Here is a 15,626-nt window from a genome sequence, read left to right as displayed (position 1 = left end):
ATCACAAATTCGCGTAAATGCGTTAATTTTTGGGATTTCTCAAGCGAATGTGTAACTCTCTTAGTTGCTCCTCGCTCACTTCACTTGGCGCGTTTGCAAGCAAACAGGTTGCTTTTTGAGTTTTAGGGAATGCAATCACATCGCGCAATGAATGCGAATTACTAAGCAGCATAATAAGCCTATCAAAACCAATGGCAAATCCGCCGTGTGGTGGCGCACCAAAGCTAAGTGCTTCAAGCAAGAATCCAAATCGCTCCTTTGCCTCTTGCTTACTAATACCTAAAATTTCAAACACTTTATTTTGGATAGAATCTTTATGGATTCTAATGCTTCCACCACCAAGCTCCACGCCATTTAACACTACATCATACGCTATAGATTCTATTGATTCAATATCGCTTTTGTCAATATCTTTTGGCATTGTAAATGGGTGATGTAACGCCGAAATAGAGCCATCATCATTTTTCTCAAACATTGGGAAATCCACAACCCACAAAAATTCTAACTTTTGAGAATCTATAAGTCCTAAATCCTGCGCTACCTTACAACGCAATCGCCCCATATAATCCCACACGACCTTTTTAGCCCCTGCACCAAAAAAGATAATATCCCCCATTTGTGCGCCCACACGCCTTATCAGTGCGTCTAGCTTCTCTTGGGTGATAAATTTTACCAAAGGACCTTTGATTTCTCCCTCTTTAAGCTGGATATACGCAAGGCCTTGCGCGCCAAATTTTCGCACAAACTCTTCTGCCTCGCTTAGCATTTTGCGCGAATAGAAATTATCCCCGCCCTTCACGCACAGGGCTTTGAAGCGGTTTTTTTGCGAATCTTTGGCGATGGAGGCAAAAATCTCATTACTAGAATCGACAAACAAATCACCTACCTCTACAAGTGGCATTTCAAAGCGCAAATCTGGTTTATCACTGCCATAGGATTCCATTGCCTCGCAATATGGCATTCTTTTAAACGGTGTGCTTATAGGCTTGCCTGCTGTGGCAAAAATCTCAAAGAGCAATTTCTCAGCCACTTCCATTACATCATTTTGATTACAAAAGCTCATTTCCACATCAATTTGGGTAAATTCTGGCTGTCTATCCGAGCGCAAATCCTCATCTCTAAAGCATTTAGCAATTTGGAAATACCGCTCAAAGCCACTTATCATAAGAATCTGTTTAAAAAGTTGCGGGCTTTGTGGCAGGGCGAAAAATTGCCCATCGTGGATTCTACTTGGGAGGAGATAGTCCCGTGCGCCCTCTGGTGTAGAAGCGGTTAAAATCGGCGTCTCAACTTCTAAAAATCCCATTTTTTGTAACGTATTACGCGCACTTATAGCCACATCAGAGCGCATCTTGAAGATTTGATATGCCTTTGGTGCGCGCAAATCCAAATAACGATACTTTAATCGCAACTCTTCATTTGTATTCTCATCACCGATAGCAATGGGTGGAGTAAGTGATTTGTTCTCTATTATAAGCTCACTTAAAATCACTTCAATCGCGCCTGTCTTTAGCTTTGGATTCTCTAAACCTTCGCCTCTTGCGCGCACCTTTCCCTTAGCGATAAGCACAAACTCATCACGCACGCTTTGTGCTATCTCATAAGCCTTAGGCGTAGAATGAGAATCGCACACAAGCTGTAAGATTCCGCTTTTATCACGCAAATCAATAAACACCACACCTCCGTGGTCGCGGTAAGAATTACACCAGCCACATACGGCGACTTCAGAGCCTATCAAATCTTTTGAAACTTCTGTGCATAAATGTGTTCTAAGCATTTGTATCCTTAAAAATACGCTAAAGTGCGTTTGTAATTATTTGTGTTTATGACTTAAGTAATCGGCGCAACGCCTGCTCTATTTGCGTTGGATTCCCTTTTGTTACAAACGCATCGGCTTTGAGCGTTTCTGCCATTTGCCTATTAGATTCTGAATCCATTGAAGAGTTGATAATCACAGGGATATGTGCCGTGCTTTGCTCCTCTTTTACTCGCTTTAACACCTCAAAGCCAGATACTAGAGGCATTTCAAGGTCTGTGATAACTGCACCAACCATTTTGCTCACTCCTGCATTATGCAAGTAATCAAGCAATGCCTTGCCATTTGGAAAGGTAAAATAGTTCAACTCAAGCCTTTCAATGATGTGTTGCAATGACTTCGCTGCTGTTTTAGAATCTTCAGCCAAAAGCACGATACGATTGCTATGGATTGCGCTTAAATTTTCTAGCTCTAACTCATCATCTGCGCTTCCATTGGGGAGTGTATCAGCCACCATTTTCTCCACATCGAGAATCTGCACCACACTCCCATCATCATACTTCATTGTAGCAGTAACCTTTGAGTTTCCATCAATGCCAAACTCACCTCCCGCCTCAATTTCGTTCCAACTTTTTTGGATAATGCGCTTCACACTCTGAATCTTTAGCCCAACTACGCAGTTTGAAAAGCTACAAATCACCACAAGATTCTTTTCTCCCTCGATAGAGTATGGGCGCAAATCCCTATAAGGGTCATCTTGGCTATAATATAACCACCTGCGCATATCTATCAGCGGGATTGTCTCCTCGCGCACGGTCAAATATCCTAACATTATGCCACTGTTTTCGCCCTCTGTCTCAGTTAGCTCATCGCTATAATAAATAATCTCACGGATTTTAAAGACATTCATAGCATAAAGTTGTGTCGTGCCCTCCACCTCAGTCTCTAATGTGAAACACAAAAACTGCGCTTCATTCTTAAGGTGTAGGGTGGTCATTTTATCAACATTTTCTACCAATGTATCCCTCCAAAGAAAAGAATCCAAAATCTCTATATAAGTCTTATCAAATGATTAAAGTTTAGAGCAAAATTAAAGTTATAATTCTAGCAAACTTCTTAGCAAAAAATTACTAAAAAGGAGAGATTTTGAATATTTTAGATTCCACGAGTTATAAAAACGCTATCAACACGCTCAACAAAATGGCATATCACTACTATGTCCTAGACAATCCTATCGCTAGCGATGAGGAATATGACATACTCTATCATCAGGTGAAAGACTATGAAGAGGCAAATCCTAAGGATATATTGCCACATTCCCCAACGCAACGCGTGGGCGATACGCCACTCCAAGAGTTTGAGAAACACTCACATTTGAAGCGAATGTGGAGCTTAGATGATGTCTTTAGCGCAAATGAGCTTAAAGAATGGCTTGAGCGCATTTATAAATCCTATCCAAACGCAACCTTCACTTGCTCGCCAAAATTTGATGGTCTCTCACTTAATCTTTTATACCAAAATGGGAATCTTATCAGCGCGACTACACGAGGCGATGGTATCACAGGCGAGCTTGTAACGCAAAACGCAAAAACTATTTTTTCCATTCCCTTACACATTCCACTTTTAGAAACGATAGAAATTCGCGGTGAAGTCATCATCACTAAAGATGACTTTAACGCACTCAACCAATCACGCACACAAGAAAATCTCCCCCTTTTTGCTAACCCCAGAAATGCAGCAGCTGGCTCTTTACGCCAACTTGATTCTGCAATTACGGCAAAAAGACCTTTGCGTTTTATGCCGTGGGGAGTTGGAGAAAATCCGCTTAATGCAACAAGTTTTTATGCAATGCTAGGCAAAATTGAGGAGTTTAAGTTCGCAAAGATTCCATTCCTCACGCACGCGAGAAGCTACGAAGAAATTCTTGCCATTTATAATGAAATTTTGCACGCGAGAGAATCGTATCCCATAATGCTTGATGGAATGGTGGTAATGCTCGATGAGATTGCAAGCCAAGAAGCACTCGGCTGGACGATTAAATCCCCACGCTTTGCGTGTGCGTTTAAATTCCCCGCGATTGAAAAAACTTCAATCCTCAAAAGCGTAACCTTTCAAGTGGGTAGAAGTGGTGTAATCACTCCCGTAGCCGAGCTTGAAGCGATAGAGATTGAGGGGGCGACTATCACACGCGCGAGCTTGCATAACTTCAGCGAAATCGCCAAAAAAGACATAAGAATCGGGGATAAAGTAGTCATTATTCGCAGTGGTGATGTGATACCAAAAATCATAAAATCCCTACATAACGCACGCAAGGGAGATGAGCGCATCATACAACGCCCAAAAGTATGCCCAGAATGCGGAGGAGAGCTTTTGGTTGAGGAGATTCTCATTAAATGTCAAAATCTAAGTTGCAATGCCCGCATAAAAGAATCTATCGTGCATTTTGCAAGCAAAAAAGCTCTCAATATCGATGGTTTGGGCGAAAAAATCGTGTATGAACTTTTTGAAAACAACCTTATTAAAGGCATTTTGGACTTGTATTCCTTGCGTAAAGATTCTCTTTTGGCACTTGATGGCTGGAAGCAAAAGCGCGCACAAAACCTGCTCGATTCTATCCAATCGACAAAAGGCGTGGAATTGTGGCGACTTATTAACGCTTTGGGGATTGAGCATATTGGCGAGGGTGCGAGCAAAAAACTCGCGCAAAAATTTGGACTTAATGCCTTTAGTGCGACATTTGAAGAAATTTTAGATATTGATGGCTTTGGCGAGGAAATGGCACGCTCAATTTGCGAGTTTAACGCTACCAATGCGACACTTATCGCACAAATTTGCCAAATCATTCAACCAAGCGTGCAAGTTTTAGCCATTCAAGAATCTACCATTAGTGGCAAAACCTTTGTCATCACAGGCACACTAAAACGCAGCAGAGATGAAGTAAAACAAGAATTAGAATCCTATGGCGCATGCGTGAGTGCAAGCGTAAGCAAAAAAACAGATTTTGTGCTATGCGGGGAAAACGCTGGAAGCAAAGAAGAAAAAGCACGCCAATTAGGGGTTAAAATCATAAGCGAAGAGGAGTTAGATTCCCTGCTTCGCTCCTAAAGTGCATTAAAAACACGCCACCAATATGCTAAAAATTGCTTCTATGTTCCTCATAAGTTTTGCTAAAAGTGTGTGTGCCGTTTTTGTTACGCACGAAATAGAGATACTCCACATTTGCTGGGTTGATACTCGCCTTAATGGAATCTAAGCTCGCACTCGCGCAAGGATAAGGCGGGATTCCCTTATGTTTGTAAGTGTTACACGGGTTTGTATCCTCTTTAATGCGCTTTGGTGTGATTTTAGTGTGTGAAAACTCCCCATAATTAAGCGCGCCGTCCATTTGTAATGGCATATCTTTATTTAAGCGATTATGCACCACGCCAGCAACGATTGGCATTTCATCAATGTTTGCTGCTTCTTTTTGCACGATTGCTGCCATTGAAACAAAATAAAACCATTTATCCTCATCATATTCGCCTAAAAGCTCTATTGCACGCGCTTTGTGCCATTTGTATGAAATCTCTGAGAGCAACTGCATAAATTCATCTTCACTTTGAAGCAAGGGTAGGCTATAAGTCTCTGGGACGATGATTCCATCAGGGAGATGAAAATATTTGTTATACGCGCTTTGGAGCTTTGTAGAATCAAAGTTGAATTTTTGGCTTGCATTTTGAATAAAAAAATACAAGGTCTCGCCGGGGATAAGGGTAATTTGTCTTTGAGCGGCCTTTGCACTACTGAGTTTTAACAAAAAATCAAGCCGATTGAGCGTGATAAACTCCTCTTGTGATTGCGCATCACAGCCAAACGAAACATCAAAAAATCCACTAGAATCACTGCATTGCAATTCGATAAATCCACTTTGAGGATTCCCAAATGCACGCAAAAAAAACTCATCAATTCTACTAAATTGCTTGGGTGTGATTTGGTTTAAATGTGCTATAATCCCCTTTATTGAACCTTGAGGCACTTCAAGGATTTTAGGGAGTTGAATTGGCGTGGAAAAATACAAAGCAAGACTAAAGCACATCACAAAACTTAAGCCAAAAATCAAGCCAAAGACTTTAATTAGTTTGCTTACTTTTGTCGCTATCATAAGCACGCTCTCCTATGTAGGATATAGAATCTTGCGCGATGGAATCTACGCACAACATTTCTCTATCGCTGGGATAAATGTAGATGGATTGTATCTTAAATTAGAAAATAAGCTTGTTTTAGACATTCAAAAACTCGACCTCTCTCACGCTTTTGAAGATTCACAAGAAAGCACACACCAACTCTCTCAAGAATCCAGCGATGAAGAATCGCCCACACAAGAAGACGCACAATCTCAACAAACCTTAGAATCTAATGAGCCTGTTTCGGTAGATTCCATTGTAGGATACATTAAAGACGGGCTTTTGGTGCTTTCATATTTTCAAACGCTTAATGTCCATAACATTATCCTGCCTGATAAACAAGCGCGAAAGATTCTCTATGACGGGCATTTATATCAAATCTATGACCCCGATTTTGAGGCGATTTTAAACACCACAAATGACAATGGAAAAATCAAACTAGAGATTGAAACGCTCAATATTTATCCCTTAAACATTCAGCTTGATGGGAACTTAGAATATGCGAAAAAAACTTTCTTTTTTGACATATTAGCCACTTATGAAAAAGATTTGCAATCTCTGCGTGTCCTAAAACCACAACCAAACGCACAACAATCCGCACCACAGCAAGAAAATACACAACCAAACCAACAAGAAGATTCAAATATGGTATTTGCGCCACCGCCACATTTGCTTGCTCCGCCACCGCCACACGCTCAAGTGCAACGAAGCCAATACCAAGATATACACAACGCTACAAAACCCACTTTTTCAATCATTGGCAACACAAACTTTAAAAAAATCGATGTGGAAGTCAAAAGCTCAAAGATTGATTCCATTCGCTTTTTACAGCAATATCTCAAACCTCTCAAAAATAATGCGCTTGAGGAATGGCTCTTTAATCGCATTACTTTTGAGAGCGTGCAAATTGATACATTCACACTAAATGGCAAACTTAATGATAAGTTTTTAGATAATCTAAGCAAGCAAATGCGCGCCAAAGCCACCATTAAAAATGTCAAAGTCGCAGTCGCACCAAAAGTCGAGCCCATAAAGGCAGATAACGCGCATTTAGCCCTCGAAGATGGATACCTTAATATTACCCTTGATGAGCCGACTTTCAACGCATACTCCATTAAAGATTCTGATGTGGGAATCAAGTTACCCTTTCATAATCCTGTGGAAGTCTTTGTCAAAATTCGCTCGACAAAAATTGGTGTAGAGCAACCACTTGTGGATTTGCTCAAATTTTATGGCATTGATATTCCACTCCAAACAGATAAAAGCACACTAAGTGCAGGGATTGACTTGCATTTGCGCGTGGTAAATCACATCGTGCAACCTCAACTTGTCAAAGGAACTATTAGCGGAAGCGATGTGAAGTTGCTTTTTTTGGGCGAGGGGATTTTCGCCAAAGATTTGGGGGTAAAAATCTCTATCACACCAGATGAGCAAAATGTCGCTGTGGCAAGCTCTCATCTCAACTATAATGATATTGTATCCACGAGTTTGTTGCTTAATATTTATCCGTTGCAAAGCAAGATTGAAGGCACACTCAAGCCAGAGAAAATTGACATAGATATAAATAAAATTGCACAAAAACCTTTGCCAAAAGCCCTCCAAATCGCTGGTAAAGACGAATTTACAAAGAGGATTATCCGCGCTATTATAAAGGAGCAACAACCAGACTTGCCAAGCCTACTGCAAAAAACATCTAGCGATGTAGTAAAAGCAACCGATGAAAAATTCTCCAAACTCCAAAACAAAGATAAACAAACCACAGGGAATCCAAATCCACGCCCACAAATCCAACCGCTCAATCTTAGCGACTTCCCACCACTTGATGAAATCACACTTGATGGCACGATGACAAATGGAGGCTTTGAGCTCAGTATCCCTAAACTTGCGCTCACTATACATAAAAAACCAAAAGAAAATAGCAAAGATTCTCTTAGCACCATTACCATTACAAGCCTTGCCACACTCTATCCATACTCTCCTGCCTTGCAGTATTATGGCTTTAAGGCAGGAAGTATAGAACTCGCAGAGATTGATAAAAATATCTTTGGAATGAATGTAAATCTCACCAACTTGGAATACCCAATCTACACAAAAAATGGCAAGCGGGTAGATTCTCTCTCGGTAAGTGGCAATATATACAACGACAAGCTAACGCTCGCCACGCCAAATTGGAGTGTAGCTAACCAAAAAAACCACAAAACCAACACACCTCTTAACGCTCTTACAGGAATAGAAATAATAAAAAACAAAGGATTATTACAATTTAAAATAAAAGATTATGACCTCAATGTCGAGGAAATGTTTCACTCAAATATACCTGTCCTGCGTGAGAATCTAGAAAACAATGAAAGTAAAATAATAAGCGAAGAAAAACTTTTACGAGAAAGGCAATTTACTTTAGAAAAAGAGCGATATGAAAGAAGAAATGGCATACCCCCAAGCATCGTCCAGCTTGAAGCAACGCGCAGCAACATTATATATGATTATGTAATCCCCACTGATGAAATCACTCTCACGCTGCGAAGTGGGCGCATAGACGCGAATGGCAAATATGGCAATGGATTTTTAGAAGCAGAAATTTTGCACGGCTGGGCAAATATTAGATTAGATAATTTTAGCTCACAGTTTATCAATGTGGTAATGGGCAAAAAACTGCTTAATGAAAGGAGTTTATTTAGCCTTAATGGACGCATACACAATAGAGTATTCAAAGGAAACATTGATATACAACAAGCCACATTTATGGAATATGCTTTTTTGCAAAACTTTTTTGCAGTTCTCGACACACTTCCCAATCTTGCTTCGTTTAAAAAACCCGGGTTTAGTAAAGATGGGTATGAAATCAAACACGGCAAAATAGAATTTTCCCTTAGTCAAGATAATCTTGGCTTTGAAAAAATCGACCTTATTGGGAGCACGATTGACATTGAGGGTAAGGGCGTTATTGATTTAAAGAAAAAAACTATCGATTTGCGCTTGCAAGCAAGCACACTCAAAACATTAAGCAAAATAGTAAATCAAACTCCTGTTTTGGGATACATTATTTTGGGTGGAGATGGCAAGATTTCTACGAAGATTTCTATCAAGGGAGCACTTGATAAGCCAAAAGTGGATACCACACTTGCAGAAGATTTTCTCACTGCGCCTATTGATATGCTTGATAGAATGTTGAATATTTTTAAGGAATTTGGAGAATGAAACCCAAGAACAACAATGCAAGAACAACAACGATTGTATGAAAAACCTATGTTTTTATGGTAATATTCCAAACCTTTATATTTTAAACCCTTAGGAGAGACTTATGGAGACGATACATATCAATGCAAATACAGAGCTAAAACGCGCTAAAGATATAATGCTGTGGGCAACCTTTGCTTACATTGGTTGTTATCTTATTGGCTTGATACCTGTTTTAGAAATTGTTGGGAATCTCCTCTTAATAGGAGCGTGGATTGTAGGGTGTTATGGGCTGTATTGCTTTAGTAAAGTGGCTAATTCGCCGAGATTTAAATACTACATACTTAGTATTGTGGCGATTGTAGCATTTTATGTGATTTTTGTGGCTGTGGCTTTGTGGCTTTATATGACTTTTGAAGAGGCTATTGCTTCAAGTACATTGCAGAGCACTATTGAGGGGTTTCCTTGGCTTTCTTTAGGTGTTTTTATGATTGTTGTATCGCTTGGTGCTATGGCAATTCAAGTATTTTTGACTTATAAAGTTTCGTATGAAATGAGTAATATTACAGGACTTAAGCACTTCATCACCGCTTATAAGATTTATCTCATCTCTGTTGTTGGGATAGTGCTTCTTAGCATTGTGTTTGGGTATCTTGTCTTAGACTTTATCCAACAATATTATAGTAACGATACAAGATTATCAGAATTGGCAAACTACATTGAGGAATATGCGCTGGGACGAATAGCAAGTCTTGCAATGCTTGGAATCTTGCTGCTTGTAATGGGTATATGTGTTATTGCGTATAATGTGTTAATCGTGTTAGGTGTGTATAATATAAACGAAGTTAAAGTGCGTGAAAAACTTCAAAACTAAACATTGTTAAACTTTAATCAAACTCCATAAATGAGATTTGGCGTTGCCGTAAGGTTTCGTTTATGGGGGGAGGGGATACTATGAAAATTGTATTACATAAACTTTTATTGGGTTTAGCTGTTTTTGCTTTATGTCTTTTTACAGGTTGTGGTGATAGTGGCGTCTTACGAATGAGCGAGGGCGAACTTTCTACTGATAGCAAGCTAGAGATTGAGCTAAAAGAGCCATTTTTCAAAGATGATAAAACACATTGGCTTTTTGATTCTGGTGCATTGCGCGATAGAGCTGAAGCAATCAGCATCAACGGAGAAAAACAAAAAGCAAAGTATCGCTTTCTTAACAACACCACCTTTCAAATTATCCCAGATGACCTGCTAGAGCCAAATACAAGCTACAAAATCGAGGTAGATTTCGCTGCCATTGCAAAACATTATGAAAAAGAATCAAGTGTCAAAAATGTAACAATGAAATTCAAAACGCTACCCACACAAGTGTATTTAAGTGGTTTGCAACTCGCTAGCGATGGCGTAAAAAATACTCTACACGCGACTTTAGAGCTCTCCCAAGATATAAATTTACAAAGGACAACGAGCGCGATAACACTGCAAAATCAAGATGGTGATACGCTTCCTATCAATGTCGCACGCATAGCTCCACGCGCATACAGTATAGAATCTAACACACTTATCGCCTCCGCAGAGAAAGACCTCACGCTTAATCTTATCATAGATTCTCAAAATCTCGGCGGTAAAGATACACAAACCCACCCTATCGTGCTATTAAAAAATTCAACCCTAGCCCTCATAGACGCTCGCGCCAATGAGGAGGAAAAAACCATTACACTTGATTTTTCTCAAGAGCTTGCCAAAGTGCCAAACCTTAATAGCTTTATCACCATTACCCCAAAAGATTCTCAAACGCTAAGAAAGTTCAAGTTTAACGCCTCTCAAGTAGGCAACAGCATTATTTTAAGCGGGGATTTTAACTTCGCCACGCCATATATCATCAATATCCAAAGCGGGCTAAGCTCGATAAATGGCATAAAAACAGAGGAAAGCCTCACCACCGAAGTGCTTTTTAAGGAATTGCCACCGGGCATTATGTTTTCGCAATCTGGGGTATTTCTCCCAAGCTCCGCGCAAAAACGAATTGCCTTTAAAACGCGCAATGTCAAAAAAGTCAAACTCATACTTAGCAAAATATATGCAAACAACCTTACGCAATTTTTCTCTGAGGAGAATCTCATAGGAAATGCCTCCAACAACAACGCCAAAGTAAATCGTTGCGAGCGAGAATACGATGAGGAATATGACGAATATTATGAGCGGTGCAATTATGGACTAAACCTCGATAAAATCGGGGATACTATCTTAGAAAAAGAATTTAGCGTGATAAATGAGCAAAATGCATGGGTGCAAAATGAGATAGATTTAAGCTCTATTGGAGATTTAAGCGGGATTTTTATCGTGGAATTACAATTTGATAAAGACAGCATTGATTATACTTTTGAGGATATGAGCGATTGGCGCGTAAGCAATTTCTTTAGAAATTATGCAAAAATCTCCAAGCATTTAGTCTTTTCTAACATCGCACTTATGGCACACCAAAGCGAGCGGAAATTCACCCTTACAGCACTTGATATTACAAGAAGCACTCCGCTTGCTGGAGTCCCAATTAGTGCGATAGATAAGAAAAACCAAACCCTACAAAAACGCACGACAAATAGCAATGGCGAAGCAATTTTTGATAACATTGATGAATCAAAACTCCTTTATTTCATCGCACAAAGAGGCAATGACACGGCAATCCTCAAGCCAAACTCTACGCTTGTAAGCACAGAGGGCTTTGACATAGATGGCACGACAAGCATTGGCGGTATTCGAGCGTATATTTATACTGATAGAGGCGTGTATCGACCGGGAGATAGTATATTCCTTGATGTCATCGCACGCAATGATGATAAAGTGCTAGATTCTGCGCACCCTGTGTTTTTATCGCTTAAAACTCCGCGAGGCAAGACATTTTTAGACAAAGTGGTTTTAACAAGTGCGAGTGATGGATTTTATCACTATGAGATAAAAACTCCAAAAAACGCCGATACGGGAGTTTGGGAAGCCACTATTAAAGTGGGAGATTCTGTGTTTAAAAAGCAATTAAGCATCGAAGCTGTCGTGCCAAACCGCATAAAAGTGCTTATCAATGCGCCTGATAGCATTGATTTAAGCGATAATACCCAATCTGGCCTTGATCTTGATATAGAAGCTGCCTATCTCTTTGGCGCACCAGCAAGTGGGCTAGATTCTGAGTATTACGCGGTTTTTAGTTCTAAAGAGTTTAAAAGTAAGGCTTACAAGGATTTTGTATTCTCTACACCGGGGTCATTACGCTACTATAATAACCTATATGGCGAGGGTAAGCTCGATGAAAAAGGCAAAGAAAGCACAGAAATCCCTTTAGAAAATATTGAAAAAATCAATGGGAATCTTAACATTGCCCTTACAGCAAAAATCATCGAAAACAATGGGCGATTTGCCGTGCGCCGCAAAAATATTGATGTTGAGCTTTATAAGAGCTTTGTCGGTGTGAAACCCCCACAAAGCCAATCCATAGCGATTGATGAAAAAATCCAAATCCCTGTAATAGTGCGCAGTAGCGATGATAAAAAACTTCTAGCCAATAGAAACATTCACTATACCGTGTATGCTAATCAATACTCGTGGTGGTGGGATTATGATAGCCAAAGTGAATTTTTGCGCTCCATTAAAACTGATAGCAACACAAAGATTCTCGCGCAAGGGAGCATAAAGACAAAAAATGTCCCTGTTATGTTTGAGTATATCGCTAAACAAAATGGACAAATCTACATTGAATTTAGTGATGAAGAAAATGACGCAAAAGCGGGAGTTTCACTCTATGCAGGTGGCTTTGGTGATGCGCTTGATGCGCAAAAAATCACCGCACTAAAAATCAAAACCGACAAAGAAAAATACCAAGTGGGCGAGAGTGCAAAAGTGAGCTTTGAGAGCACGACAAATGGCAGGGCGTTAGTGCTTATTAGCAAAGAAAATAAAGTGTTGTCTCGCTATTGGGTGAATACAAATGCTAGTAAAACAGAACTCTCTATCCCAATCTCTAGCAATATGACGCCAAATGCGTATGTGAGTGTGGCATTTTTGCAAAATTATAACACACAAACTCAAATCGACCGCTCAATGCGACTTTATGGTATAGTGCCGCTAATGGTAGAAACGCAATCAAAGCTAAATTATGAAATTAGCGCACCAGATTCTATCTTACCAAACACTGAATTTGAAGTCAAACTCTCCACCAAAGAAAACATTCCCTCAACTTACACTATTGCTATTGTAGATGAGGGATTGCTTGATTTGAGTGATTTTCAAAGTCCAAACCCACACAAATATTTCTACTCCAAAATTGCCTTTGGGCTAAAAATGTTTGATACTTATGATTTAATTATTGGCAAAACATTTGGCAAGGTGCATAAGGTGCTAAAAGTTGGCGGTGATGAGGAATTTGAGGGAAAACAAAAAAATAATGAGCAAGCACAGAGGTTTAAGCCTGTGGTGCTGTATAACGCCCCTGTAAAAACTGATGAAAATGGTAACGCTACACTGAAATTTAAAATGCCAAGCTATCTAGGAAGTGTGCGCGTAATGGTCGCTGGAGCAAATGGCTCTCGCTATGGCAAGGCAGAGAAAAATATCAAAGTAAGCGCGCCTGTGGTAATGATGCCAACAATCCCGCGCACGCTCAAGGTTGGAGATACATTTAGTTTGCCTGTTGAGCTTTTTCCTACCACAGATTCTGTAAAAAATGTAAAAGTCAATGTCGCCTCGCAAAATGGCATTATCAAATTTAAAACAAACAGCCAAAGCGTGAAATTCAAAAATAAACAACCACAAAATATCATCTTTGAGGGCAAGGTAGAAAACGAGGTGGGCATAGAGAATATTTTACTAAGCCTAAGTGGCGATGGAGCGAGCTTTAAAGATTCCGTAGAGATTGATATAAAACCCATAAATCCTTATGTCAATACTTCCACAAATTATGTCTTGCAAGCGGGCAAAAAACTTGAAATTAACGCGCCACAAGACTTCATCAAAGGAAGTAATAAGGGCTTTATCACACTCTCACCAAATCCTATACTAAACATCAACCACCGCGTAAAATGGCTTATGCAATATCCTTATGGTTGCATTGAGCAGACCACTTCAAGCGTAATGCCTCAACTTTATTTAGACAAATTAAGCACTTTTAAGGGCATTGATAAAAAGCGCATTATCGAGAATATTAACGCTGGAATCTCGCGCATAGGTGGATTTGTAACGCCAAGCGGTGGATTTGCATATTGGCAAGGAGAGAGCAAACCTGATGAGTGGGGCACACACTATGCTGGACATTTTTTAATCCTCGCTAAAGACTTGGGATATTATGTGCCAGATTCTATCTTGCGAGGGTGGGTGGCTTATGAGCGCAACTTCGTGCGTAGCACAAGCCAATCTAAAGCGTATTCACTTTTCTTGCTCGCCCTAGCTAGAGAGCCTGAAATCCCTGTGATGAATGCACTATATGAAAATGGACTAAAAGGCTTAAATGTCGTTGATAAATGGCTTTTAGGTGCAGCATATAAACTCGCTGGCTTTGAAGAGCAGGCAAAAAAAATTGTAAAAGACATAAGTATCGTGCCTGATAGCACAAAAAATTTCTACGAATATAGTTATGGCTCAAAACTCCGTGATGAAGCAATGATTTTACAAAGTCATCAAATCATTTATGGCGCAGTCAATGAAGCATTGTTTAATAATGTCTTGCGTGCGTTAGAATCAAATGATTGGCTCTCAACCCAAAGCACAGGATATGGATTGCTAAGCCTTATAAACACACAAAATGGGGATATAAATGGCACAATACAAGCAAAAGTAAGCGCAAATGGCGCAAATAGCGATATAAAACTAAGTAATGATAGCGCGCAAATCCCGCTAGACTTTGGCAAAGCCATTATAGAATCTAAATCTCAAGCCTATGCAAATTTCTCGTGGGAGGGTATCCCAATGGGAGACTCCCTAAAGCCAATGGCTAAGAAAATCCGCATTGAACGGGCATTTTTTGATGAAAATGGCAATGAAGTGAATGTAAAAAATCTAAAAAGTGCGCAAAGTTTTTGGATTAGGCTCAATGTAGTAGCTGATAACAAAAATATCAATATGCGCAATATCGCTCTCACTCAAGCGTTGCCAAGTGGTTGGGAGATTGAGAATCTCCGCTTAAACAACGCGGAAAACTTGCCAGAATTTATCCAACAATCAAACGCTAAAGCTATCACATACACCGATATACGCGATGATAGAGTAATGTGGTTTTTTGATATGAGTTATTCAAATGCGCTCCAGCAAGCCTTTGTAAAGATTAACACCGTAACACCGGGTGAATACACACTCCCACCAGCCTATGCTGAAGCAATGTATGACAACTCGTATAAAGCGATAACTAAAAGTGAGAAAGTAAAAGTTTTAGCAAAATAAAAGACTACTTTGGCTATAATGGCGCAAAAATTCAACTTTGGTAGTTGCACCATTATGGCGAACTCAATCTCCACCTAAATCCGCAATTACTTTAAGTTTAGATTCGTAAAATC

The 15,626-nt window shown here is 39.8% G+C and carries 7 protein-coding genes; 4 read left to right on the top strand and 3 right to left on the bottom strand.

What is annotated here, in order from left to right; genetic code table 11:
• Positions 1–22 precede the first annotated feature (22 nt).
• On the bottom strand, positions 23–1,777 hold the full coding sequence (aspS, locus tag ACWIUJ_RS02265; RefSeq protein ID WP_454168701.1) for an aspartate--tRNA ligase: 1,755 nt from the start codon (positions 1,775–1,777) through the stop codon (positions 23–25).
• Between the two features lie 46 nt (positions 1,778–1,823).
• On the bottom strand, positions 1,824–2,774 hold the full coding sequence (locus ACWIUJ_RS02260; RefSeq protein WP_454152220.1) for a chemotaxis protein CheW: 951 nt from the start codon (positions 2,772–2,774) through the stop codon (positions 1,824–1,826).
• A gap of 134 nt (positions 2,775–2,908) precedes the next feature.
• Between ACWIUJ_RS02260 and ligA the strand changes: the two genes are divergently transcribed.
• The gene (ligA, locus tag ACWIUJ_RS02255; RefSeq protein WP_454169710.1) at positions 2,909–4,861 is read left to right on the top strand and encodes an NAD-dependent DNA ligase LigA; all 1,953 of its coding nucleotides are present in this window, start codon (positions 2,909–2,911) and stop codon (positions 4,859–4,861) included.
• Positions 4,862–4,889: 28 nt separating this feature from the next.
• Here the strand turns inward: ligA and mltG are convergent, their stop codons facing one another.
• Complete coding sequence (gene mltG, locus ACWIUJ_RS02250) at positions 4,890–5,897, bottom strand: endolytic transglycosylase MltG (protein ID WP_454152218.1); 1,008 nt, start codon at positions 5,895–5,897, stop codon at positions 4,890–4,892.
• On the opposite strand from mltG, the gene ACWIUJ_RS02245 reads away from it, so the two are divergent.
• The 3 genes from ACWIUJ_RS02245 to ACWIUJ_RS02235 all read left to right on the top strand — a co-directional run bounded on the left by ACWIUJ_RS02245 (position 5,875) and on the right by ACWIUJ_RS02235 (position 15,513).
• Complete coding sequence (locus ACWIUJ_RS02245; protein ID WP_454168699.1) at positions 5,875–9,117, top strand: YhdP family protein; 3,243 nt, start codon at positions 5,875–5,877, stop codon at positions 9,115–9,117. The two genes, mltG and ACWIUJ_RS02245, sit on opposite strands and share 23 nt — an antisense overlap.
• A 103-nt stretch (positions 9,118–9,220) precedes the next feature.
• Positions 9,221–9,970 (top strand): hypothetical protein, encoded by a 750-nt coding sequence (locus tag ACWIUJ_RS02240; protein ID WP_454168697.1) that lies wholly within the window; start codon positions 9,221–9,223, stop codon positions 9,968–9,970.
• An 80-nt stretch (positions 9,971–10,050) separates the two neighbouring features.
• Positions 10,051–15,513: an alpha-2-macroglobulin family protein gene (locus tag ACWIUJ_RS02235; protein WP_454168695.1), complete on the top strand. Its 5,463-nt coding sequence runs from the start codon at positions 10,051–10,053 to the stop codon at positions 15,511–15,513.
• The last annotated feature ends 113 nt before the right edge of the window (positions 15,514–15,626 follow it).

This window comes from Helicobacter sp. 23-1046 (genome assembly GCF_053654635.1).
The sequence above is the reverse complement of the archived record's forward strand: the minus strand, read 5'-3'. Positions and strand labels throughout refer to the sequence as shown.

Excerpts from the sequence above, each read along its gene's own strand:
- aspS (WP_454168701.1), bottom strand. The coding sequence starts at position 1,777 with ATGCTTAGAACACATTTATGCACAGAAGTTTCAAAAGATTTGATAGGC.
- mltG (WP_454152218.1), bottom strand. The coding sequence starts at position 5,897 with ATGATAGCGACAAAAGTAAGCAAACTAATTAAAGTCTTTGGCTTGATT.
- ACWIUJ_RS02240 (WP_454168697.1), top strand. The coding sequence starts at position 9,221 with ATGGAGACGATACATATCAATGCAAATACAGAGCTAAAACGCGCTAAA.
- ACWIUJ_RS02235 (WP_454168695.1), top strand. The coding sequence starts at position 10,051 with ATGAAAATTGTATTACATAAACTTTTATTGGGTTTAGCTGTTTTTGCT.